General features: G+C 39.9%; 24 protein-coding genes and 1 rRNA gene. 9 read left to right on the forward strand and 16 right to left on the reverse strand.

From position 1 onward, the window contains the following. Positions 1 to 103: 103 nt before the first annotated feature. The 3 genes from ABVF21_RS08100 to ABVF21_RS08110 are packed head-to-tail and all read right to left on the reverse strand — an operon-like array spanning position 104 to position 2,249. Positions 104 to 301 (reverse strand): DUF951 domain-containing protein, encoded by a 198-nt coding sequence (locus ABVF21_RS08100; RefSeq protein ID WP_194218156.1) that lies wholly within the window; start codon positions 299 to 301, stop codon positions 104 to 106. Between the two features lie 15 nt (positions 302 to 316). Further along, positions 317 to 1,201, reverse strand: a complete 885-nt coding sequence (locus ABVF21_RS08105) for a mechanosensitive ion channel family protein (protein WP_371017940.1) — start codon at positions 1,199 to 1,201, stop codon at positions 317 to 319. A gap of 25 nt (positions 1,202 to 1,226) precedes the next feature. Beyond that, positions 1,227 to 2,249 (reverse strand): YkvI family membrane protein, encoded by a 1,023-nt coding sequence (locus ABVF21_RS08110; RefSeq protein ID WP_303532800.1) that lies wholly within the window; start codon positions 2,247 to 2,249, stop codon positions 1,227 to 1,229. 125 nt (positions 2,250 to 2,374) lie between these two features. Between ABVF21_RS08110 and yyaC the strand changes: the two genes are divergently transcribed. Continuing rightward, positions 2,375 to 3,004, forward strand: a complete 630-nt coding sequence (gene yyaC, locus ABVF21_RS08115; protein WP_303532802.1) for a spore protease YyaC — start codon at positions 2,375 to 2,377, stop codon at positions 3,002 to 3,004. Positions 3,005 to 3,139: 135 nt separating this feature from the next. Here yyaC and ABVF21_RS08120 read toward each other — a convergent pair whose 3' ends face one another. The 13 genes from ABVF21_RS08120 to rpmH form a co-directional block, all read right to left on the reverse strand. Next, positions 3,140 to 3,853 (reverse strand): DUF554 domain-containing protein, encoded by a 714-nt coding sequence (locus ABVF21_RS08120; RefSeq protein WP_303532803.1) that lies wholly within the window; start codon positions 3,851 to 3,853, stop codon positions 3,140 to 3,142. A 13-nt stretch (positions 3,854 to 3,866) separates the two neighbouring features. Further along, on the reverse strand, positions 3,867 to 5,015 hold the full coding sequence (locus tag ABVF21_RS08125; protein ID WP_371017941.1) for an aminotransferase class V-fold PLP-dependent enzyme: 1,149 nt from the start codon (positions 5,013 to 5,015) through the stop codon (positions 3,867 to 3,869). Between the two features lie 76 nt (positions 5,016 to 5,091). Then, positions 5,092 to 5,940 (reverse strand): ParB/RepB/Spo0J family partition protein, encoded by an 849-nt coding sequence (locus tag ABVF21_RS08130; RefSeq protein WP_371017942.1) that lies wholly within the window; start codon positions 5,938 to 5,940, stop codon positions 5,092 to 5,094. Continuing rightward, the gene (locus ABVF21_RS08135; RefSeq protein ID WP_371017943.1) at positions 5,933 to 6,718 is read right to left on the reverse strand and encodes a ParA family protein; all 786 of its coding nucleotides are present in this window, start codon (positions 6,716 to 6,718) and stop codon (positions 5,933 to 5,935) included. Before ABVF21_RS08135 ends, ABVF21_RS08130 begins: the two co-directional genes overlap by 8 nt. 169 nt (positions 6,719 to 6,887) lie before the next feature. Continuing rightward, positions 6,888 to 7,727 carry a nucleoid occlusion protein gene (noc, locus tag ABVF21_RS08140; protein WP_194218148.1) on the reverse strand — a complete coding sequence of 280 codons (840 nt, stop codon included), beginning with the start codon at positions 7,725 to 7,727 and terminating at the stop codon, positions 6,888 to 6,890. A gap of 118 nt (positions 7,728 to 7,845) precedes the next feature. Next, positions 7,846 to 8,559: a 16S rRNA (guanine(527)-N(7))-methyltransferase RsmG gene (gene rsmG / locus ABVF21_RS08145; protein WP_303532809.1), complete on the reverse strand. Its 714-nt coding sequence runs from the start codon at positions 8,557 to 8,559 to the stop codon at positions 7,846 to 7,848. A gap of 18 nt (positions 8,560 to 8,577) precedes the next feature. After that, a complete protein-coding gene (mnmG, locus tag ABVF21_RS08150; RefSeq protein WP_303532810.1) occupies positions 8,578 to 10,461 on the reverse strand; it encodes a tRNA uridine-5-carboxymethylaminomethyl(34) synthesis enzyme MnmG in 1,884 nt (627 codons plus the stop codon). 24 nt (positions 10,462 to 10,485) lie between these two features. After that, positions 10,486 to 11,862 (reverse strand): tRNA uridine-5-carboxymethylaminomethyl(34) synthesis GTPase MnmE, encoded by a 1,377-nt coding sequence (gene mnmE, locus ABVF21_RS08155; protein ID WP_371017944.1) that lies wholly within the window; start codon positions 11,860 to 11,862, stop codon positions 10,486 to 10,488. A gap of 287 nt (positions 11,863 to 12,149) precedes the next feature. Next, positions 12,150 to 12,770 (reverse strand): RNA-binding cell elongation regulator Jag/EloR, encoded by a 621-nt coding sequence (gene jag, locus ABVF21_RS08160; RefSeq protein WP_194218144.1) that lies wholly within the window; start codon positions 12,768 to 12,770, stop codon positions 12,150 to 12,152. Continuing rightward, positions 12,767 to 13,534 carry a YidC family membrane integrase SpoIIIJ gene (gene spoIIIJ / locus ABVF21_RS08165; protein WP_303532812.1) on the reverse strand — a complete coding sequence of 256 codons (768 nt, stop codon included), beginning with the start codon at positions 13,532 to 13,534 and terminating at the stop codon, positions 12,767 to 12,769. Before spoIIIJ ends, jag begins: the two co-directional genes overlap by 4 nt. A gap of 57 nt (positions 13,535 to 13,591) precedes the next feature. Further along, a complete protein-coding gene (yidD, locus tag ABVF21_RS08170) occupies positions 13,592 to 13,813 on the reverse strand; it encodes a membrane protein insertion efficiency factor YidD (RefSeq protein ID WP_194218142.1) in 222 nt (73 codons plus the stop codon). Next, positions 13,810 to 14,193, reverse strand: coding sequence for a ribonuclease P protein component (rnpA, locus tag ABVF21_RS08175; RefSeq protein ID WP_370314433.1), 384 nt, complete (start codon positions 14,191 to 14,193; stop codon positions 13,810 to 13,812). The genes yidD and rnpA overlap by 4 nt, the downstream gene beginning before the upstream one ends. A 68-nt stretch (positions 14,194 to 14,261) precedes the next feature. Then, on the reverse strand, positions 14,262 to 14,396 hold the full coding sequence (rpmH, locus tag ABVF21_RS08180; RefSeq protein ID WP_048311109.1) for a 50S ribosomal protein L34: 135 nt from the start codon (positions 14,394 to 14,396) through the stop codon (positions 14,262 to 14,264). 736 nt (positions 14,397 to 15,132) lie between these two features. Between rpmH and dnaA the strand changes: the two genes are divergently transcribed. The 8 genes from dnaA to ABVF21_RS08220 all read left to right on the forward strand — a co-directional run. Then, positions 15,133 to 16,485: a chromosomal replication initiator protein DnaA gene (gene dnaA, locus ABVF21_RS08185; RefSeq protein WP_194218140.1), complete on the forward strand. Its 1,353-nt coding sequence runs from the start codon at positions 15,133 to 15,135 to the stop codon at positions 16,483 to 16,485. 195 nt (positions 16,486 to 16,680) lie between these two features. Then, positions 16,681 to 17,823 carry a DNA polymerase III subunit beta gene (gene dnaN / locus ABVF21_RS08190; protein ID WP_226615962.1) on the forward strand — a complete coding sequence of 381 codons (1,143 nt, stop codon included), beginning with the start codon at positions 16,681 to 16,683 and terminating at the stop codon, positions 17,821 to 17,823. 196 nt (positions 17,824 to 18,019) lie between these two features. Then, positions 18,020 to 18,232: a S4 domain-containing protein YaaA gene (gene yaaA, locus ABVF21_RS08195; RefSeq protein ID WP_303532817.1), complete on the forward strand. Its 213-nt coding sequence runs from the start codon at positions 18,020 to 18,022 to the stop codon at positions 18,230 to 18,232. Positions 18,233 to 18,246: 14 nt separating this feature from the next. Next, on the forward strand, positions 18,247 to 19,365 hold the full coding sequence (gene recF, locus ABVF21_RS08200; protein ID WP_303532820.1) for a DNA replication/repair protein RecF: 1,119 nt from the start codon (positions 18,247 to 18,249) through the stop codon (positions 19,363 to 19,365). A gap of 9 nt (positions 19,366 to 19,374) precedes the next feature. Further along, on the forward strand, positions 19,375 to 19,653 hold the full coding sequence (gene remB / locus ABVF21_RS08205) for an extracellular matrix regulator RemB (RefSeq protein ID WP_194218136.1): 279 nt from the start codon (positions 19,375 to 19,377) through the stop codon (positions 19,651 to 19,653). Between the two features lie 69 nt (positions 19,654 to 19,722). Next, complete coding sequence (gyrB, locus tag ABVF21_RS08210; protein ID WP_194218135.1) at positions 19,723 to 21,651, forward strand: DNA topoisomerase (ATP-hydrolyzing) subunit B; 1,929 nt, start codon at positions 19,723 to 19,725, stop codon at positions 21,649 to 21,651. Between the two features lie 108 nt (positions 21,652 to 21,759). After that, positions 21,760 to 24,321 carry a DNA gyrase subunit A gene (gyrA, locus tag ABVF21_RS08215; protein WP_303532824.1) on the forward strand — a complete coding sequence of 854 codons (2,562 nt, stop codon included), beginning with the start codon at positions 21,760 to 21,762 and terminating at the stop codon, positions 24,319 to 24,321. A 303-nt stretch (positions 24,322 to 24,624) separates the two neighbouring features. After that, positions 24,625 to 24,832 (forward strand): 16S ribosomal RNA (locus ABVF21_RS08220); the annotation flags it as partial.

The following is a 24,832-nucleotide window of genomic DNA, read 5'->3' on the forward strand; positions in this document are numbered from 1 at the left end:
CTTGTTCAACGAACGACATACCTTACCAATTATAGAGATCACAAAGCAAAAAAACAAGCATCCCCCTTTCTCTATAATTAAAATGACCGCCCAAAATGGACGGTCAAGATTCTGCATGCTCAAGAACTTTTTTCAATTTTCTAGAGAATTCTTTTCTTGGAAGCATCACACTATGGTCACATCCGAGACACTTGATTCGGATATCTGCTCCCATTCGAATTACTTTCCAACGATTTTCTCCACACGGATGCGCTTTTTTCATTTCGACAATGTCATTCAAGCCAAATTCTTTATCAGACATAAGGATTCCCCCCCTTTATGCTTTTTCTTTCACTTCACCTTGCTCATCTCGCTGATACATGACAACGCGTGGTAGAGCAATTTCAATACCTATTTCATCAAAACGTTGTTTAACCGCTTTTCGGATTTCTCGCCCTATGACCCAGTGCTCCATTGGATGCACTTCTGAGATAATACGAAGAACTACTTCTGATTGTCCTAAATGCTGGACTCCAAGATATTCCGGTTTCACAATCATAGCATCAAACTGCTCATACAGCTCGTCCATTAAATCAATGATTACTTTCTCGGCTTCTTGTATATGTTCTTCATACGCAATATTCACATCAACAACAGCAATACTGTTATGAATAGAATAATTCGTTACTTGATTAATGTTACCATTCGGTAGGATATGAAGTTCTCCTGTCCAACTTTTAATTTTCGTAACGCGTAGTCCAATTTCTTCAACAAATCCTTCTACACTAGAGATACGGACATAATCACCAACAGAAAACTGTTTTTCGAAAATAATAAAGAAACCTGTAATAACATCACGAACAAGGTTCTGTGCCCCGAAACCTACAGCAAGACCCACCACTCCGGCTCCAGCAATTAGTGTCCGAACGTCTACGCCAAATTCACTCAAAATCATAACTAGTGCAACAAAATAAGTAACATAGGTTAGAACATTCTCAATCAACCTTATGAGAGTCGCTTCTCTACGTTCCGATAACCGGAGGGGGCTTTTTAAACGAATGGAGAAAATCTGACCTAATGCTGATTTTGCTATTCGCAAAAAAATCCATGTACCGATTAAAATAGCTAAAATAGTAAGTGCACTTTTGACCATATTCCCCCAAAGCTCACGATTGGATAAATACTCATATGTAGGCGTCCACAAAGAATCGAACCAATCCAATCCACATACCTCCCAGTTTTTAGTACTATGATAACAAATCATACCGTTTAAGAACTGGGAAAATCAAGATAGATGCTAAAATATAGAGATTAAGCACGCCGTACAGAGGGTATAAAAAAGCAATTAATGTAGAAAAACCAAACGCAGTAAACGGAAGCATAATCATGACAATAATAAAAGCGACTATCCATAGAGGAAGACCAAGCAAATCTCTAAATCTCGATGTAAGACCAAAGACTCCACTTACAGCTGTGGTGTATATGGCTAACCATAGTAAGACAGACATAATCAAAATCATATAGTACGGATACGTTTTTAAGATCGCAAACAATGGGATCTCGTATAAAAGAAGGTCATGAGCCACCTGTATGAGTGATTGATTATAAAGAAAAGACACTCCCCCGAGAATCAATCCACTTCCAACGCTCGCAATCCAAATTTCTCCTTTATGCTTAATTTGATGACCGACGGCTGAAAGGACTGCGACGAGTGGTAAAATATTGAGCGCTGTGAACGTAAAAGCCGCTGGCCAGTTTGCTTGTTTTGTCCAATTGAAAAGCATAGCTGACGGATTCGAGTGAATGAACAATCCAAGTACTGAAAGTAAGAGAATAATAAGCAAAGGAAGAATAATGGCATTCATTGATAACATCCCATTGATATCCCAGAAGAAAAGGATAATGACCAATACAGCAAGAATACAAATACCTAACCAATACGGTAGATGTACCACTTCCATCGTTGCCCCACCACCCGCGAACATTACAATCGTTGTTGTAAACAAATACAGGATAATGAGTAAATCATAGATTCCGGTTAACTTTTTGCCCACAAGTCGTTCTAAAATCGGCAAATAATGAGTCGATTTCGTTTCATAACTTATTTTCATAATCACATAACAACAAATCGAAAACATTACCGTAAATAAAATGATAGCCAGTACGCTTTCATGACCAAAAAATTGCCACAGTTCTCTCCCGGATGCATAGCCTGCACCAATCATCGTTCCTAATATAAGAAACAACCATTTCATTCCACCGCTTATCATGGCATTCCCTCCTCGTCTTACTCGATATACGATTGAATTAAAATCCACGGCAGAAATGATCTTGTATGTATAGATCACGTCAAAATTCCGTATACTGTTACTACTATTACAAAGGAGAGAATCCTATGAATCTTCGAGACAAGTTTTTTCAAAAAAAACCTGCTGCATATCGAATCCATCATGAGGATGATCTTGCTATAGAAACACTTAGTGAGAGGATTTCGCTTCTGCTGCCAACGAAAAGAACAGATTCAATCGTGATCGTTTGCATCGGAACGGATCGTTCAACGGGAGACGCTTTAGGCCCGCTTGTTGGAAGCAAATTGCAGCACCTTCAGCCAAAAGCAACAGTATACGGTACGCTTGAGTCACCAGTTCATGCTGTGAATTTAAATGAAGTGATGACATCAATTGAACAGACTCACACTCGTCCATTTATTATCGGAATTGATGCTTGTCTCGGACGTCTTCACTCTGTTGGAATTATTACGGCAGGAGAGGGCCCTGTGAAGCCAGGTGCGGGAGTTAAAAAAGAGCTCCCAGAAGTTGGGGATATTCATTTAACAGGGATCGTGAATGTTAGTGGATTCATGGAATACTTTGTTTTGCAAAATACACGATTAAATTTAGTTATGAAAATGGCTGATATTATGGCTATAAGTCTTCATCAATCTATTGAAGCATATGGATCAAATATGTCACTTAAGAAGAACAATGCCTTAAATTGGGGAGATGACCTTCTTCAACTTCCATAACGTCGACAAAAAGACCCGTATCCTGGTCATTTACAAAACCAGAGTACGGGACTTTTTAATATAGATCTCTGTTACTAGATCGTGTGGTTTCTTGATTTTTGACTGCTTAACAAAAACTGAATAAATAATCCCACTCTAAAACATCAAAGGCATGAGATACAAACTTGAGACAAGAATAGCTGCAATTAATAAAGCTGGGAGAAAGTTAGCTACTCGAATTTTAACAATGCCGAGCAAGTTCAATCCAATTGCTAGAATCATAATGCCTCCTGCAGAAGTTACCTCGGCAATAAACGCATCGAGAAGGGCTTGGGGGACAAACTGGTTTATCTGTGCAGCAAAGAGAGCAAGAACTCCCTGATACAGCATGACGGGTATTGCTGAAAACAATACACCATAACCTAGCGTTGCTGTAAACATAATTGCAGTAAAACCATCTATTAAAGACTTTGTAAATAATATTGAGTGATCATTTCGTAGGCCGCTATCAAGTGCCCCAAGAATAGCCATAGCACCAACAACGTAAACGAGTGTAGCTGTTACAAAAGCTTGAGCTACGCTGCCTTCCGAAGCAGCACCAGTTTTTCTCTCAATCCACTTCCCTAAATCATTCAGCTTTCCTTCTAGATTCCAATACTCACCTAGTATACCGCCCAGCACTAGACTGCCAATAACAATTAAGAATTGCTCGCTTTTCATGGCCATTTGTAGTCCGATAACAGAAACAACTAAAGCTAGTCCCTGCATAATTGTCGTTTTCGTTTGTTCAGGGATGCGACTGCTAACCGTGCCAATCAACGTACCTGCAATAATGGCTGCACCATTCACAACTGTTCCTAATAATACCATTTCCTACATCTCCTCAGCCAAAGTACCCCTCAACAATTTCTTCTACTGCTTGGATGGTTTTATTAATTTCATCAATTGTATTATAAGGTCCAACACTTAATCGTACCGCTCCAGTAGTGCTCGTTCCGATCGTTTCATGTCCAAGTGGAGTACAGTGTAGGCCTGCTCTTACTGCAATCTCGTAATGCTGATCAAGTATAATTGCAATTTCCTGAGCATCAATTCCTTCAATAGTAAAAGGGATAACTCCAAGGCGTTCTTTATTAGGTCCATACACCTTCACATAATTAATTTCTTTTAATCCATTTATTAGATGCTTAGTTAAATGCAGTTCATGCATTCTTATTTTATGAAGACCCATTTTCTTCACTGCATTGAGACCTGCTAATAACCCGGCAATTCCTGGTGTATTGACGGTTCCGCTCTCAAGCCGTTCAGGGTATTTTAATGGCTGATCAACCAACTCAGAACTACTCCCCGTACCGCCATGATATATAGGATTAAGCTCAACCGCTTTGCTAACCATTAGTACACCTGTACCCTGCGGACCAAGTAAACCTTTATGGCCTGGGAAAGCCAATAGATCAACGCTCATTTGCTCCATATGAATAGGAATAATACCAGCTGTTTGGGAGGCATCTACGAGAAACGTGATTCCATGTTCTCTGGCTATTTTTCCAATCTCATCGATAGGAATAATTTTACCAGTTAGATTAGAGCCATGTGAAACAACAATCATTTTTGTAGAAGGTCGTAGGGCATTGCAGAATGCCTCGATATCAAATTCCTCAGTCGTCTCCAGATTAATATAATCCACTTCAATTCCTGAAGTTTTCTTCATATATTCTAAAGGACGACGTACTGAGTTGTGTTCATAAGAAGTGGTTAATACATGATCCCCTTCATTGAAGGAAAAACCTTTTATTGCCTGATTAAGAGCTGCTGTAGCGTTTGCAGTAAAACAAACGCGTTCAGGTTGGTCAAAGCCAAAGAAATCAGCCAGCTGTTCACGTGCTTGTACAATCATGTTATCAGCGCGCTTGGATAAAGTATGTCCACCACGACCTGGATTTGCCGCGTATTCGGTCATACACTCAGTCATAGCCTGAACAACTTCAGGCGGCTTAGGAAAGGACGTTGCCGCTTGATCAAGATAAATCACATTACCACCCCATTAAGTTCGTTTCAAATTCTACTAAGCTAGAATAAAAGCATAAACTGAATGTCAGTTTATGCTTTTATTCATTATCTTCTTTCTCTAACACTTCTAATATGCGATTTAGATCTTCTTCTGAGAAAAACTCAATCTCTATTTTACCTTTTTTCTTCATTCTTTTAATTGAAACCGACGTTCCAAATCGCTCACGAAGGTGATCTTCCTTTTCCTTAAGAAACGGATCTGACTTCTCTTTTCTCTTTGTTTCACGTGAAACGTTCTGATTCAATTCCGTAATTAACTTCTCTAGCTGTCGAACGTTTAATTTCTCCTTAAGAACTCGATCCGCAAGTGGCTTTCTAGCTTCTTTATTTTTTAATCCAAGTATCGCCCGCCCATGCCCCATCGTGAGCTTTCCTTCTGATATATACTCCTGTACTTCAGAAGGTAACTGTAAAAGACGAAGGAAATTAGCGAGATGCGGTCTACTTTTACCCAAGCGTTTTGACAATTCTTCCTGTGTCACATCTGTTTCTTCCATCAGTTTTTGGTAAGCAAGCGCCTCTTCAATCGGATTTAGATTCTCACGCTGCAAGTTTTCAATTAAGGCAATTTCCATCATTTTTCGGTCTGTTAAATCTTTCACAACAGCTGGAACGGTTGTAAGACCTGCTTCTAAAGAAGCCCTATACCTCCGCTCACCTACAACAATTTCATAACCTTTAATGCTTTGACGAACGATTAATGGCTGGAGGACACCGAAAGTTTGAATCGAAGCACTTAATTCTTCAATCGCTTCAGTACTAAACTTCTTTCTCGGTTGATAAGGGTTAGGACGAAGCTCATTAACGGGAATATCTCTCACAGTCTCGTTCTCATTTTGGGAAGGGAAAAAGGCGTTAATTCCCTTACCCAAACCACGATTAGTCATTGACTAACACTTCCTTTGCAAGTTCTAAATAGCATTCAGCCCCTCGAGATTTTGGATCATAGACAATGATTGGCTTCCCATGACTTGGTGCCTCACTTAAACGTACATTCCTTGGTATGATCACTCGATAGACTTTTTCTTGGAAGTACTTTTTAACTTCTTCAATCACTTGAATACCAAGGTTTGTCCTTGCATCAAGCATCGTTAACAGTACTCCTTCAATCTTTAATTCTGTATTTAAATGCTTTTGGACGAGTCGTACTGTATTAAGTAACTGACTTAGTCCTTCAAGTGCATAGTATTCGCATTGGACAGGAATAAGCACTGCATCTGCAGCTGTAAGAGCATTTATTGTTAATAACCCCAACGATGGAGGACAATCAATTATAATATAATCATAGTTTTTTTCAACTTTATTTAGCGCCCTTTTCAATCTTACTTCCCGGGAAATGGTGGGAACAAGTTCGATCTCTGCTCCTGCAAGCTGAATTGTAGAAGGAATAACGTGCAAATTCTCAACAATCGTCTCCTGAATAATGTCTCCAGCATCTAGGTCATCTACGAGGATGTTATACACACATTTTTCAATATCGCCTTTCTCAATCCCAACGCCACTTGTTGCATTCCCCTGAGGATCAATGTCAACAAGCAAGACCCTTTTACCAAGATAGGCGAGACAGGCACTTACATTCACTGAAGTGGTCGTCTTTCCCACTCCGCCTTTTTGATTTGCTACAGCAACAATATTCACCAAGATGTCACCCCATTCTCCAACCATTCTTTCTTTCTAGTTTATCACGTTTGTTATTAGCCGGACGGTATTCTCAATAAAATTCCATTTCCTCCCTGAAAGAGATACAAACAGAAAACAGCTCAGCACATTTGAAGTTAGTACTACCTATTTTACGTATTAAATGTACAAAAAAACTCATCCAGTTTGGATGAGTTTACTTCTTTTTAGGTATTCGGATCGTAAATTGATAGTATTCGTCATGGTCTTCTTCATCTGTATCAATCGTTAGACCAGTCTCAGTTACCATATCAAGCGATTGACGGATCGTATTTACAGCCAACCTCATATCTTTACTAACCGATTTTTTTCTAGGCTTCGGTTTCGGTACAGTGCCTTCTAGCATACGAACAACACGTTCTTCCGTCTGCTTCACATTCCATTGTCTTTCAAGAACTTCTGTGAGAACTTTTACTTGATTCTCAGGATTCTTAAGTGGAATCAAAGCACGAGCGTGTCTCTCCGTGATTTTTTTCTCGAGAAGCGCTCGTTGAACAGGCTCGGGGAGCTTCAGTAATCTAAGCTTATTCGCAATAGTAGATTGCCCTTTGCCAAGTCGCTGAGCGAGGCTCTCCTGAGTTAAATCATGCAGCTCAATAAGCTGGGCATATGCCATAGCTTCTTCAACAGCAGTTAGCTCTTCACGCTGCAGGTTCTCGATAAGCGCAATAGAGGCTGTTTGAGAATCGTTAAATTCCTTAATAATGGCAGGAATTCGCTCCCAACCTAGCTTTTTCACTGCTCTCCAGCGTCTTTCCCCGGCAATAATTTCATACTTACCTTCACGTTCTCGAACCACGATCGGCTGAATAACTCCATGGGTCTTTATCGTCTGAGATAGTTCAGTAATTCTCTCATCTATAAAAATTGTTCGAGGCTGGAAACGGTTTGGGATAATATCCTCAACAAGAAGCTGTTTCACTTCCTCTTGTTCTGCTTCCATCGTCTCGCTTTTTTCATCGTTCAAACCGAAAAGACGTGAAAACGTATGCTTCATCGCCTAACACCACCTTTAATCGACTCCTTAACTGATTCGCTGCTTCAAAACCGAATTCCTTCCGTCGTAGCAGCGTTCCATGTGAAACACCTATCCGTTCAAATGCAGTCCATCTTTATTATAAAGGATTTTTATTTGGTGTGCCTGGCTTTCTTGGATATTTTTTTGGAGTTGTTTTGATTTTTTTAATTGTAACGATATTACGCTCACTCTTTTCTTTAGGTAATGTTAGCGTATCTCGTTTCACAACTTCTCCACCAAGAAGCTTAATCGCCTGTTTACCAGACTCTAATTCATCCTCTACACCTGGGCCTTTTAGCGCAACAAAATAACCGTTTGGTTTAACGAGAGGAAGACACAACTCACCAAGGACAGAAAGTCTTGCAACGGCTCTTGCAGTGACAACATCATACTTTTCACGATGATCTTTGTTTTTACCAAATAATTCAGCACGGTCATGATAAAATGAAACATTTGTTAGCTTTAGTTTTGACGAAAGGTGTTCTAAGAAACCGATTCTTTTGTTAAGTGAATCGACAATAGTGATGCTTAAATGTGGAAAGCAAATTTTAATAGGCAAACTTGGAAAACCCGCGCCCGCTCCCACATCGCAAATATGATAGTTAGAAGAGAAATCAAATGAGAACGCAGCCATGATTGAATCAAAGAAGTGCTTTTCGTAGACTTCCTCTTTATCAGTGATAGCTGTCAGATTCATTTTCTCGTTCCATTCAACTAGAATTTCATAGTATGTTTGAAATTGTTGAAGCTGTTCAGGAGAAAGAGTAATCCCTTTCTCCTCTAACAACTCCTGAAACTGTTGCTCGTTCATAGACCCTCCACTAGTACATTATTTTGCAATTTTAGCGATTTTCCCCTGTTCGATATACACAAGTAAGATCGATACATCAGCTGGATTAACTCCTGATACACGCGAAGCTTGACCAATTGAAAGAGGGCGAACCTCATCAAGTTTTTGCTTCGCTTCAGTCGCAATACCACCAATCGCATAATAATCTATGCCTTCAGGAATTTTCTTTTCATCCATTTTCTTCATACGTTCCACTTGTTGAAGACTTTTATTAATATAGCCGCTATATTTAATCTGAATCTCAACTTGTTCTGAAACATCTTCTGGAATTTCAAAGTCTGCTGGTGCTAGTTGATGAATCTCTTGATAAGTTACTTCTGGTCTTTTCAATAAATTAGCTGCATGAATAGCTTCCTTCAATTCAGTACTATTCTCCGGAAGAACATCATTAACCTGCTCGCCTGGTTTAATCACAATTTTCGCAAGACGCTTCATTTCTTGCTCAATCATTTCTTTTTTAGCAAGGAAACGGTCATAGCGTTCTTTAGGAATCATGCCGATGTCATAACCGAGTTCTGTTAGTCTTAAATCTGCATTATCATGACGAAGAAGAAGACGATATTCTGCACGTGATGTTAATAGACGATAAGGCTCGTTGGTTCCTTTCGTCACAAGGTCATCGATCATTACGCCAATGTACCCTTGAGAACGGTCCAGAATCACCGCTTCACGCTCCTGTGCATTCCTTGCAGCATTAATACCAGACATGATTCCTTGACCTGCTGCCTCTTCATATCCTGAAGTACCGTTTAATTGTCCTGCAGTAAAGAGGTTTTTCACTGTTTTTGTTTCAAGTGATGGCCACAATTGGGTCGGAACAATAACATCATATTCGATGGCATAGCCTGCACGCATCATTTCAACATTTTCAAGACCAGGTACGGTTTTGAGAATTTGTTGCTGCAAATCCTCTGGAAGGCTTGTTGAAAGACCCTGCACATATACTTCCTTCGTATTGCGTCCTTCTGGTTCAAGGAAAATTTGGTGACGGGGCTTATCATTAAAGCGAACAATTTTATCTTCAATTGATGGGCAATACCTTGGGCCTGTCCCTTCAATCATACCTGAATACATTGGAGATCGATGCAAGTTATCATTGATGAGCTTATGCGTTGCTTCACCCGTATAAGTTAACCAACACGGCAGCTGGTCTGTAATAAATTCTGTTGTTTCATATGAAAATGCACGCGGTTTTTCATCGCCGGGCTGAATTTCAGTTTTACTATAATCAATAGATTTATTATTTACACGCGGAGGAGTTCCTGTCTTAAAACGAACCATCTCGAAGCCCAATTCCTCCAAATGGTGCGACAAATTAACGGAAGGCTGCATGTTATTAGGGCCACTTTCATATGAAAGATCTCCAATAATAACGCGACCGCGCATGAACGTACCAGTTGTTAGCACAACAGATTTCGCCTCGAACTCTGCACCCGTTTTCGTAATAACTCCTTTGCAGACGCCATCCTCAACGATTAGCTTTTCAACCATTCCCTGTAAGAGCGTAAGGTTATCCTGTTCTTCAATGGTTCTTTTCATTTCACTTTGGTATAGTACTTTATCAGCCTGTGCACGCAATGCACGTACAGCAGGCCCCTTACCTGTATTTAACATACGCATTTGAATATGCGTTTTATCTATATTTCGTCCCATTTCTCCACCAAGTGCATCAATTTCCCGCACAACAATTCCCTTTGCAGGACCTCCTACACTTGGGTTACATGGCATAAAAGCGACAGAGTCTAAGTTAAGTGTAAGCATGAGTGTTTTCGCACCCATTCTTGCTGAAGCGAGTCCCGCTTCCACACCGGCATGACCTGCTCCGACGACTATAACATCATAAGAATCGGCTTTATAACCCATTGCCGTATTCCTCCTTTTATCATCTTATTTCCCAAGACAAAACTGTGAAAATAACTGATCGATCAAACTCTCAGATACCGTATCACCAATAATCTCTCCAAGAATTTCCCACGTTCGAGTAATATCAATTTGTACCATATCAACCGGCATTCCTGCTTCAACAGCGCTTAACGCATCATCAAGCGTTCTTCGCGATTGTTCTAACAAAGCAATATGACGTGAATTAGATACATATGTTAAATCCTGTGACTCTACTTCACCTGCAAAGAACAGTTCAGAGATGGATTGTTCAAGCTCATTAACGCCTTGTTCATGTTTTAATGAAGTTGTAATCATTGGATGCTCTTCTGCTAATTCTCTTACCTTAGTTAAATCTAGTTTCTCTTCTAGATCTGTTTTATTCACGATAACAATAACATCCATGCCTTTTACCGCTTCGAACAATTTCTCATCTTCATGCGTCAACTCATCATTATAATTAAGCACAAGCAAGATGAGATCAGCTTGTTTCAAGCGTTCACGTGAACGTTCAACACCTATTCGCTCAACGAGATCTTCCGTTTCTCGAATTCCCGCTGTATCCACTAATCTTAAAGGCACGCCTCTTACATTAACATATTCCTCAATAACATCTCGGGTTGTACCAGGAACGTCTGTCACAATTGCCTTATTTTCGTGAACAAGACTATTCAACAAGGACGATTTCCCAACGTTTGGCCGTCCCACGATAACAGTAGATAAACCTTCACGCAAAATTTTTCCCTGGCGTGCTGTAATTAGAATACCTTCAATTTCCTTAGCCACCTGCTTCAATTGCGTGGTTAAAAGATCTTGCGTCACTTCTTCTGCATCATATTCAGGGTAATCAATGTTCACTTCAACATGAGCAACTGTCTCAAGGAGTTGCTGTCTCAAGGTAGCAATCAGCGTCGATAAGCGGCCCTCCATTTGATTTAACGCAACATTCATTGCTCGATCCGTTTTTGCTCGAATCAAATCAATAACAGCCTCTGCTTGCGATAAGTCAATTCGACCATTCAAGAAAGCTCGTTTAGTGAATTCACCTGGCTCTGCAAGGCGTGCACCACTACGCAAAACCAACTCAAGCACACGGTTTACAGAGACCAGTCCTCCGTGACAGTTGATTTCGACAATATCCTCTCTCGTAAATGTCCGGGGCCCTTTCATAATCGAAACCATCACTTCTTCAGCAACCTGGTCAGTATCAGGATCAATCAAATGACCATAATGAATCGTATGAGAATCAACGGATTCTAACGCCTGTTTGCCCTTATATAGCCGATCAGCTATCGTAACCGCCTCTGAACCACTAAGTCGGACAATCGCAATCGCCCCTTCTCCCATTGGAGTCGATATCGCAGCAATCGTTTCATATTCCAAAGTTATTCACCTCTCTAATCACACTTCTTTGTTCTATTTATTTAAGTTTTCTATATGATATAAGCTAGTATTAGTTTAACCAATTATCCACAGTGGATAACTTCATATCTTAAAGCTACAGACTAATCCACAATACCTTTTAGTGTAACCCATTTTCATAAAAAAAGAAATAAGTTTGCTTCCCCTATAACCAGCCTAAGAAGGGTGAAAAGAATGGAGCTTTCTAGTAAAGAAAACCCAATCTTTCCTCAAAAAAACCTTCGGGCAATGTGCCCGAAGGTTTCATATCATTTATTACGTGGAACAATAACCACACGACGATGTGGATCTTTTCCATCTGAGTGAGTGGAAATCCCCTTCTTTTCTTTCAAATAAAGGTGAATTACCTTACGTTCTAACGACGGCATCGGTTCTAGCTGTATATCCTTTTTCGTAACCATCGCTTTGTCTGCAAGACGATCGGCTAACTTTCTTAGCGTCTCTTCACGTCTTTCACGGTAGTTCTCAGCATCGAGTACTACCCGGACAAATCGGTCAGAAAATCGATTCGCGGCAAGATTTGTCAAATATTGCAAAGAATTAAGAGTTTGGCCGCGTTTCCCTATCAATATCGCAATTTTTTCACCAGATAGAGTAAAATAAAGATCGCGATCCTCTCTTCTACCTTCTATACTGGCTTCTACTCCCATATTGCTAATGACTTTTTCTAAAAAAGCCCTTGTTTGCTCTATGATGTCAGGTTTCTCGCTTACTTTGATGCGGGCGGGCCTTCCTCCAAAACCTAAAAATCCTTTTTTAGGCTCTTCTAACACTTCAATATTAACATTCTCTTGAACAGTCCCGATTTGATTCAGCGCATTTTGAATGGCGTCTTCAATCGTTTTTCCCGTTACCGTAACGCTTCTCACTTCTTCGCTCCCCCCGTATTCGTATCAGCGGTTTTAATGGTAGGTTTCGTAATAAAGTAAGTTTGCGCAATCATAAAGATATTACCTACAACCCAATATAGCGCTAGTGCTGCAGGGAAGTTAATAGCAAAGACAATAATCATAATTGGCATAACGTATAGAAGCATCTTCATTTGAGGCTGCACCGTTCCACCGCTACCCATCATGATTTTCTGCTGAATGAAGGTTGTAATACCAGCAGTGACTGCCAGAATAATATCTGGAGAGCCAAGGCTAAACCAGAGGAAAGTATGTGTTTCGATTGCTTGTGTACGCATAATAGCATGGTAAAAACCTAAAAGAATCGGCATTTGCACTAAGATCGGTAGACAACCTGCAAGCGGATTAACACCATTCTGTTGAAAAAGCTGCATTGTTTCTTGCTGAAGCTGCTGTTGCGTCTTCTGGTCTTTACTACTGTACTTTTCTTTAAGTTTCTGCATTTCTGGCTGCAGTTCCTGCATCGCTTTTGAACTTCTCGTTTGTTTGATCATCAATGGAAGTAATAGAAGTCGAATTAAAATCGTAACAATAATAATAGACAGTCCATAATTTCCATCACCAGTCAAATCAGCGAAAAATGTTAAGACTGCGGAAAGCGGATATACAATGTATTCGCTCCAAAATCCCGTGCTTTCTGCATCAATCGGCTCGTTAATGTTACATCCTGAAAGGACCGCAACGAGACCAATCAATAGAAATGCGAGGGTTATTTTTTTCCTCACGCTTCATCCTCCTTGCAATCATATCTCGACAATGATTTATGTAGTAAAAGCATACCACTAGTCCCTTTTATCCGGTACAGGATCAAAACCGCCAGGATGAAAGGGGTGGCACTTTGAAATTCTTTTAACCGTCAACCAGGAGCCCTTAATAAATCCATGCTTCTGGTAAGATTCGAAACTGTAATGAGAACAGGATGGGTAAAAACGGCAAGATGGGGGAGTTAATGGAGAAATAAACTTCTGATAGACGCGAATTAGCATCAAAGCCACTTTCTTCATTTAGAATCCCTTCCTTTGCTAACTTGTTTCGCACCTCTCAATACACGCGCTCTATTAAGCACATGAGTTAAACTGCTCTTCACTTCCTCGAAACTCATCTCTGAAGTAGGCTTTCTTGCAATTACGACAAAATCGTAAGGAAATTTGATTTGATCTGACAGCTGATGGAATGATTCTTTCACAAGTCGCTTCACACGATTTCGTGTCACAGCATTGCCGATCCTCTTACTTACTGAAAGACCTAATCGAAATTGAGGCTGATCATTTCGCTTTAATACATACACAACAAATTGTCTGTTTGCAGTTGAGTTTCCATTTTTAAAAACGTTCTGAAACTCAGAATTCTTTTTAATCCGGTAGTTGCTATTCAATCCGCACACTCCCAGTGTTACTTGGATAAGCATATTATAAACCTTATCTTAAAAAAAGACCACTGATGATCAGTGGTCTATGCAGACAATACTTTTCTACCTTTACGGCGACGACGAGCAAGAACTTTACGTCCGTTAGCTGAGCTCATACGTGCACGGAAACCGTGAACTTTTTTACGTTTACGTGTGTTTGGTTGAAACGTTCTTTTCATTCTATTACACCTCCCTGAGGATAAACTGTATAAAGACAGTCCAAGTAATTATAAGAAAAGACATGGGGAATTGTCAAGTTTAATTAAAATATCAAACACACTTTCACTAAAAGCAATCATTTAAATCTACGATGATCTCCACCAAATAAAGATTGATCAAATCATTTACAAACCTCTAAAAACACCTGTGTGGATAACTCATTTCGACACTTTTCACTTATTCACATCACTTATCGACAGGTTCTACACAAAATCTAGTGCTGTGGACAGTTTTGATCCACAAGATATGTCCTCTGTGGATAACCTCCCGAAAAACATTGCAAACAAGCTATTCTTTTGTTATGATATTTGTGTTTTAACTCGTGAATAAGCTAGAGTGGATTTAAAAGAGTCCACAGTCTGTGGATAATTATGTGGACAGTTATTCAGGTATGTTATTCTTTATGTCCACAACCATGTGAACACAGTCAATAATTCGACTTTCTTCTATATTATATGATCCACTTCGATATTGTGGACAGTATAATTATTCGTGAATATTCAAATCATTGTACAAAGGTTGTACGTTGGCACATTAGGCGACTATCGTCAGCGAATACAGCCTGTTTTTATTTTGGTAAAAAAACATAAGGGTCTGTTACAATGTCACCCGGTCTGATGATTAGAATCATTCAGAGGCCCGAACTAAGCTCATGATATTAATTTTATTTACTTTTGAACAAAAGGAGGGACTTCGTTGGATAACATCACGGATCTCTGGCAACAGGCATTATCCGAAATCGAAAAAAAATTAAGTAAGCCGAGTTTCGAAACCTGGTTAAAGTCCACTTCTGCTAACAGAATGGAAGGCGACACCATTATCATTACTGCCCCCAACGAGTTCGCTAGAGACTGGCTCGAATCTAGATATTCAAGTTTAATAACGGAAACGTTACTTGAGCTAACAGGCAGTGAACTCAAAGCAAAGTTCATTATTCCCCAGAATCAGTCCGATACTGATTTGGATCTTGAACAATCTATGAAGAAAAAACCAAAAGCAAATCCCGCTCAGGAAGAACATCCACAGAGCGTGCTAAATTCCAAATATACGTTTGATACTTTCGTTATTGGATCCGGGAACCGTTTTGCTCATGCAGCTTCCCTGGCAGTGGCTGAAGCGCCAGCTAAAGCTTATAATCCTTTATTTATATACGGGGGTGTTGGCCTAGGAAAAACACACTTGATGCATGCAATTGGTCACTATGTCATTGAGCATAATCCGAATGCAAAAGTGGTTTATTTATCATCCGAGAAGTTTACTAATGAGTTTATTAACTCCATTCGCGATAACAAGACCGTAAATTTTCGCAATAAATATCGAAATGTAGACGTGCTACTGATTGATGATATTCAATTTCTAGCTGGTAAAGAACAAACCCAAGAGGAATTCTTCCACACATTTAATGCGCTTCATGAAGAAAGTAAGCAAATTGTGATTTCAAGTGATCGACCACCTAAGGAAATACCAACGCTAGAGGACAGGCTACGATCACGTTTCGAATGGGGATTAATTACTGATATTACGCCTCCTGATCTTGAAACAAGAATTGCGATTCTTAGAAAAAAAGCGAAAGCTGAAGGTCTAGATATCCCAAATGAAGTGATGCTCTATATCGCTAACCAGATTGATACGAACATCCGCGAACTAGAAGGTGCTCTTATTCGAGTGGTCGCCTATTCTTCACTAATTAATCAAGACATGAATGCGGACTTAGCAGCTGAAGCTCTAAAAAATATTATTCCATCATCAAAACCTAGAGTCATCACCATCCATGATATTCAAAATGTTATAGGTGATCACTTCTCAGTAAAACTAGAAGACTTTGCGGCTAAAAAGAGAACGAAATCAGTCGCTTTTCCACGTCAAATCGCGATGTATCTATCAAGAGAACTGACCGATTTTTCTCTTCCGAAGATTGGGGAAGAATTTGGAGGTCGAGATCACACAACTGTGATCCACGCTCATGAGAAGATTTCAAAACTAGTGGATTCTGATCAAGCATTTCAGAAGAAACTTCAAGATATAGTAGAGCAGCTGAAAAATGGGTAGTCACCTTTTTGTGGATATTAGTTGATAGAGTGTGTACAATTATCCAGAGTTACTAACACACTATCCACAGGTGGATAACTTACGTGATATAGGTTCACCAACACTTATCCACACATTCACAGCCCCTACTAGTAAGACTACGACTTTTTTTAGTAATAAATATATAATCAGGGTCATTTATTTAGGAGGTAAATTATGCGTTTCAAAATCGAGAGAGATTATCTAGTATCAAGCGTATCTGATGTCATGAAAGCAGTATCTTCAAGAACAACGATACCGATACTGACTGGTATTAAAATCGTGGCAAGCGATGAAGGTGTAACACTAACAGGCTCTGACTCAGATATTTCAATCGAATGCTTCATTCCCGCAGAGGAAAATGATAAACAAATTGTTGAAATCTCTCAGATGGGGAGTATTGTTCTTCAAGCACGTTTCTTTTCTGATATCGTTAAAAAACTACCAGGTGATCAAGTAGAAATTGAAGTTCACGATAGCTTAACAACGAGAATCCGTTCTGGATCTTCAGAGTTTAACCTTAATGGTCTAGATCCTGAAGAATATCCACGTCTACCAGAAGTAGAATCCAAAGAAGGATTTCAAATTCAAGCAGATCTCCTAAAAAACATTATTAGACAGACGGTATTTGCTGTTTCTACTTCAGAAACTAGACCAGTGTTGACAGGTGTAAACTGGAAGCTTGAGAATGGCGAATTAAACTGTACTGCGACAGATAGTCACCGACTTGCTCTCAGAACAGTGCAGGTTGAACCTAATGGTAATGACCTTTCGTTCTCAAATGTCGTTATTCCAGGAAAGAGCTTAAGTGAACTTTCTAAAATTATTGATGATAACGAAGAACTTGTAGATATTACGGTTACAGAGAATCAAATTCTATTTAAATCAAATCACATTCTCTTTTTCTCAAGACTTCTTGACGGAAACTATCCTGATACAAGTCGACTTATACCTAACGAAAGTAAAACAAACGTAACGGTATCAGCAAAAGAACTGTTACAAGCAATTGATCGAGCTTCAGTTCTTGCACGAGAAGGAAGAAATAACGTAGTCAAGCTCGCAAGCATAGAGGAATCAACGTTAGAAATTTCCTCAAACTCTCCTGAAATCGGTAAAGTTATTGAACAAGTACAATCTCAATTCTTTGATGGAGAAGAGCTTAAAATTTCTTTTAGTGCTAAATACATGATGGATGCGTTGAGATCGATGGATTCCAATGAAGTGAATATTAGCTTTACTGGTGCGATGCGTCCATTCTTAATCAAGCCTATTGAAGGAGCTGCTATTATGCAGTTAATTCTACCGGTACGAACTTATTAATTTTAGTTAAAATTCATGCGAAAATATTGAGCTGCTGAGAAGAATTCTTCCAGCGGCTTTCTCTTTTTTCTTGCCATTGTGAAATTTCCACTCTATATATCATGCGTTTTAGTTAAAAAAGAGTTATAATAAACTATTGTCATCCTTCAAACTCGTCATCGTTGAATGGAGTAGAAGGAAAATGAGGTGAACGAAGATGAATGAAATCAAATTAATTAAAGAACACATCACTCTTGGCCAACTTCTTCAAGAAGCTGGAGTGATTAATACAGGCGGAATGGCAAAGTGGTTTCTGTCAGAGTACGAGGTCTATGTAAACGGAGAATTAGATGACCGACGTGGCAGAAAACTCTACAATCAGGATAAAGTGATGATTCCTGGGGTCGGGGAGTTTGTTGTATCTAGCTGAATGGGGGTTTCCCGTTGCATCTAAACACATTGAAAGTAACGAATTATCGAAATTACACGAAGCAAGAACTGCAGTTTGAAAATAACGTGAACGTTTTTCTCGGTGAAAATGCTCAGGGGAAAACAAACATCATGGAAGCTATCTATGTACTAGCTATGGCGAGATCCCATCGTACACCAAGAGATAAAGAATTAATCAATTGGGACGAGGAATATGCTAAAATAGAAGGTAGAATAGAAAAACGAAATGGTCCCCTCTCCCTCCAACTGGTTATTTCCCAAAAAGGTAAGAAAGCCAAACTAAATCAATTGGAACAGCAGAAACTGAGCAACTACATTGGTGCACTGAATGTTGTCATGTTTGCACCAGAGGATCTCAATCTGGTTAAAGGCAATCCTGGCGTTCGCAGAAGATTCATCGATATTGAAATTGGCCAGGTACAACCAGTCTATCTCTATTATCTTGGTCGATATCTGAAGCTTCTTCAGCAGCGTAACAGCTTGTTAAAGACCTTGCGATATCAAAAAAATCCCGATTATGTAATGTTGGATATCTTGACCGAACAATTAATTGAAGCTGCTGCGAATATTTATATACGTCGAGTTCGATTTGTTCAACTCCTTCAACAATGGGCTGAACCAATTCATTATGGAATTAGTAGAGGGTTAGAAAAACTTGAAATTCACTATAATCCAACTGTAGAGGTATCAGAACCAACCGATTTGTCGAAAATAGTAGAAGGATATAAGCAAAAGTTTGATAAAATTAAAGAGAGAGAAGTTGAGCGTGGTGTTACGCTAGCGGGCCCCCATAGAGATGATTTGTCGTTTTTTGTAAATGGAAAGGACGTTCAAACTTATGGATCTCAAGGGCAACAGCGTACCACGGCTTTATCACTAAAACTTGCTGAAATTGAATTGATTCATAGTGAAGTAGGTGAGTATCCTTTGCTTCTGCTAGATGATGTTCTGTCGGAGTTAGATGATTACAGGCAGTCTCATCTTTTAAATACAATTCAGGGGAAGGTCCAGACGTTTGTCACAACGACTAGCGTCGAGGGCATCCATCATGAAACGCTTGAGAAAGCGACGACTTTTCAAGTCCAAGATGGACTAATCGAAAAGGTGAAATGAGGTGAAGTGGTGTTTATACACTTAGGAGAGGACGTAGTTGTTCAATCGAGAGATGTTGTTGGCATCTTTGATTGGCAAGTTATGGAGGAAGCGGAGATTACGAATGAATTCTTGCACCGCCATCAAAAAGATAAGCTAGTAGAAGATATTGGTGGTGATTTAACGAAATCAATCGTTATCACAACTGATACGGTCTATCTGTCCCCTTTATCTTCACTCACACTAAAAAGACGTGCTTATACAGTATCGGATAGTGTAGAAGTAACATCGAATGGAGAATCATCTTAAAACCAGGTTGGCTGTCAATCAGCAAGCTTAATTGAGTCTATCTTTGATAGAGAAATGTAGGTGAACAATATGACATTAGAGCAACAGTCTAATAAAGAAAGTTATGATGAAAGTCAGATTCAGGTCCTTGAGGGACTTGAGGCTGTTCGAAAACGCCCAGGGATGTACATTGGTTCCACAAGTAGCAGAGGACTCCACCATCTTGTTTGGGAAATTGTTGATAACAGTATCGATGAAGCTCTTGCAGGGTACTGTTCGCAAATTACAGTTAGTATTGAGAAAGACAATAGCATTAAAGTAGAGGATAACGGCCGAGGCATCCCTGTTGGTATTCAGGAGAAAATGGGCCGCCCTGCAGTCGAAGTTATTATGACTGTGCTGCATGCCGGTGGTAAGTTCGGCGGCGGTGGATATAAAGTGTCCGGTGGACTGCACGGTGTAGGGGCATCAGTTGTAAATGCTTTGTCGTCTAAACTTGAAATTACGGTAGAACGTGAAGGCAAAGTTTATTACCAAAGCTATACACGCGGTGTACCTGATGAGGATCTCAAGGTTATTGGTGATAGTGATGTGACGGGGACAACCATTCACTTCATCCCTGATACCGAAATTTTTACGGAAACAATAGAATATGAATTTGATATTCTTGCTCACCGTCTTAGAGAACTTGCTTTTCTAAATCGCGGAATTAAAATTGTTGCGCAAGACAAGCGTCCTGAAGAAACAAAGCGTAATGAATATCATTACGAGGGCGGTATTAAATCATACGTTGAACATTTAAATCGTTCACGTGAAGCACTCCATGAAGAACCAATCTTTGTAGAAGGTGAACGTGAAGGGATTTCTGTCGAGATCGCTGTTCAATACAATGATGGTTTTGCGAGTAATATCTACTCATTTGCCAATAACATCAATACGCATGAGGGTGGAAGTCACGAATACGGCTTTAAAACAGCCCTTACTCGCGTTATTAATGACTATGCACGAAAAAATAGTTTATTCCGTGAAACGGACCCTAACTTAACAGGGGATGATGTACGAGAAGGATTAACTGCAATCATTTCAATTAAGCACCCTGATCCTCAATTCGAAGGTCAGACGAAAACAAAGCTTGGAAATGCAGAAGCTCGTACAATTACCGAGTCTATTTTTGGAGAAAAGTTCTCTACATTCCTTTTTGAAAATCCCCTTGTTGCGAAGCAAATAGTTGAGAAAGGTCTTATGGCCTCACGCGCTCGTGCTGCAGCAAAGAAAGCACGGGAGTTAACAAGAAGGAAAGGTGCTCTTGAAGTGAGCGCTCTCCCAGGTAAATTAGCTGATTGCTCATCTAAAGATGCTTCTATTTCTGAACTCTATATTGTTGAGGGTGACTCAGCGGGTGGATCAGCTAAACAGGGACGTGATCGTCATTTCCAAGCAATATTGCCTCTAAAAGGTAAAATTCTGAACGTCGAGAAAGCACGTTTAGATAAAATACTCTCAAATAATGAAATTAGAGCGATTATCACTGCACTTGGAACTGGTATAGGTGAAGATTTTGATTTATCAAAAGCTCGCTACCACAAATTAATTATCATGACTGATGCGGATGTTGATGGAGCCCACATTCGAACGCTTCTATTAACATTTTTCTATCGCTATATGCGTCCGTTGATTGAAAATGGCTATGTTTACATTGCCCAGCCGCCACTTTATAAGATTACACAAGGAAAAAAAGTCACTTACGCTTATAATGACCGCGAGCATGATATTATTTTGAACGAGATTCCGAAAGCTCCTAAGCCCGGTATTCAGCGATACAAAGGTCTAGGTGAAATGAATCCAACTCAGCTTTGGGAAACAACGATGGATCCGGAGTCTCGTACAGTACTGCAAGTTGAACTACAAGATGCGATCGAAGCGGATGAAGTCTTTGATATGTTAATGGGAGATCGTGTTGAACCGAGACGGAACTTTATTCAAGACAACGCCCATTATGTAAAGAATCTAGATGTTTAAGAAATAAGCTGAAGGGGGGAATCCCCCCTTTTCTGCTGTTCAAGGGTTAATAAGGCAATACAGCTAAATGTTATGAGATGAACAAGAGTATAATTGGAGGTTTTCCGTATGTCTGATATGGAAAGATCGAGAGTTAAGGAAATAAATATTAGTCAGGAAATGCGCACCTCCTTCATGGATTATGCGATGAGCGTTATTGTAAGTCGAGCTCTTCCTGATGTACGAGATGGTTTAAAACCAGTGCATCGCCGTATTTTGTATGCCATGAATGACCTGGGTATGACTTCTGATAAAGCTTACAAGAAGTCTGCGCGTATTGTTGGAGAAGTAATTGGTAAGTACCATCCACACGGTGATTCAGCTGTATATGACACAATGGTGCGCATGGCTCAGGACTTTAGCTATCGTAATATGTTAATAGATGGCCATGGTAACTTTGGTTCTATTGACGGAGATTCAGCAGCTGCAATGCGTTACACTGAGGCGAGAATGTCTAAAATCGCTATGGAAATGGTGCGAGACATTAACAAAGACACAATAGACTACCAGGACAACTATGATGGCTCTGAACAAGAACCAATTGTTCTCCCTGCAAGGTTTCCTAACTTACTAGTAAACGGAGCTTCAGGTATCGCTGTAGGAATGGCTACGAATATACCACCGCATAACCTTGGGGAGGTCATTGAAGGGATTTTGGAACTTAGTAAGAATCCAGAGATTTCGATACCTGAATTAATGGAGTTTATTCCAGGACCAGATTTCCCGACTGCAGCTGAGATTCTTGGACGTGAGGGTATTCGCAAAGCTTATATGACTGGTAGAGGATCAATTATCCAGCGGGCAAAAGCTGAAATCGAAGAATTTAGCAATGGTAAAAAGACGATCATTGTATCTGAACTTCCTTATCAGGTTAATAAAGCACGTCTTGTCGAAAAAATCGCAGAGCTTGTTCGCGATAAAAAGATAGAGGGTATCACAGATCTTCGTGACGAATCTGACCGCACAGGAATGCGTGTTGTCATTGAAGTGCGTAAAGATGCAAATGCGAATGTTCTCCTAAATAACTTATATAAACAAACTGCACTTCAAACTAGTTTCGGGATTAACACCCTTGCTCTAGTAGATGGACAACCAAAAGTATTAACGCTAAAAGAATGTCTTGAGCATTATCTAGAGCATCAAAAGGTTGTGATTAGAAGAAGAACGCAGTTTGAGCTAAACAAAGCGGAAGCAAGAGCACATATATTAGAAGGTTTGCGAATTGCACTTGATCATTTAGATGAAGTGATTAAATTAATTCGAGCTTCTGAAACAACAGATATTGCTAGAGAAGGCCTTATGACAAAGTTCTCGCTAAGCTATGATCAGTCGCAGGCGATCCTTGATATGCGACTTCAGCGCTTAACTGGTCTAGAGCGTGATAAAATTGAATCAGAATATCAAGAATTAATGAAGCGTATCGCTGAACTAAAAGCGATCCTTGCTGATGAAGAGAAAGTTCTTGAAATCATTCGCGAAGAGCTAGCGGAAGTAAAAGAAAGATTCGCAGACAAACGTCGTACCGAAATTACAGTTGGCTTCGATATGATCGAGGATGAAGACTTAATTCCTAAACAAAATATTGTTATTACCCTCACACATAAAGGGTATATCAAGCGTTTGCCAATTGACACGTATCGTAGTCAAAAGCGTGGTGGTCGTGGAATCCAGGGGATGGGTACAAACGATGGTGACTTTGTTGAACACCTATTCACTACTCTGACGCATAATACGATTCTTTTCTTTACGAATAAAGGGAAGGTCTACAGACTTAAAGGGTATGAAGTACCTGAGCTTAGTCGAACCGCGAAAGGGATTCCAATTATTAATCTCCTTCAAATAGAAAAAGATGAATATATCACTGCAATTATTCCTATAGAAGAGTTTGTTGATGATTGGTTCGTTTTCTTTGCGACGAAGCAGGGTGTTGTTAAACGCTCTCCATTATCTGCCTTTGCGAATATTCGAAAGGGTGGGCTCATTGCCATTAACTTTAAAGAAGACGATGAGCTAATGGGCGTTCGTCTAACGAATGGATCGAAAGAGCTTATTATGGGAACGAAACAAGGAATGGCGATTCGCTTCCATGAAGAAGACGTTAGATCTATGGGTCGAACAGCTACTGGTGTTAAGGGGATCACCCTTCAGGAGAACGATCAAGTTGTCGGTATAGGCATTCTAGATGAAAACCAGGATGTACTTATTGTGACTGATAAAGGATTCGGTAAACGAACACCTGTTGAAGAGTATCGCGTGCAAACAAGAGGCGGTAAAGGTATCAAGACGTGTAACCTTACTGAACGTAATGGTGTGTTAACAGCCCTCAAGACTGTCACGCTTGAAGAAGAATGTATGATTATTACTGAGAGTGGCGTCATTATTCGTATTGATGTACAGGATATTTCTCAAACCGGAAGAAACACGCAAGGTGTGAGATTGATCCGTATCTCTGAAGGTGACTCTGTCGCAACGGTTGCGAAGGTAGAGATCAATGAAGAGGGTATCGAAGGTGAGGACATCGAAGATACAGAACCTACTATTGAAGTAAGTGCGGAAGAAATCATTGATGTTGATGCTGAAGAGATCATCGAGAATGATGATAACGACGATTCAAAGCCTGAAGAAGAGTAACAAGTTAGAAGAAGAGGACAAATCCTCTTCTTTTTTTATTTTTCTATTGCAATATTGATAAGCAGATGATAAGATGTAATTCCGTCGCTTTGACGGTGTCTCCAAAACCTTCTAATATTGGTTTTAAAAAACTTATAAAAAAGTGTTGACGAGATAATGCATTACATGATATATTATTTAAGTCGCCGATAAACAACGGCGAAAACGAAGGAAATAATTCGATCTTTGAAAACTGAACGAAACGCCATGTAAGTAGTTGTTTCTACGGAAACAAAACATTGTTTTAAAGCTAGATTAAGCTTTCTATCGGAGAGTTTGATCCTGGCTCAGGACGAACGCTGGCGGCGTGCCTAATACATGCAAGTCGAGCGAAGAGATGGGAGCTTGCTCCCTGATCTTAGCGGCGGACGGGTGAGTAACACGTGGGCAACCTGCCCTGCAGACTGGGATAACTCCGGGAAACCGGAGCTAATACCGGGTAATACATCGCACCGCATGGTGCAATGTTGAA

The sequence above is a fragment of the Pseudalkalibacillus sp. JSM 102089 genome (assembly GCF_041366475.1).
Classification (GTDB): domain Bacteria; phylum Bacillota; class Bacilli; order Bacillales; family Guptibacillaceae; genus Guptibacillus; species Guptibacillus hwajinpoensis_B.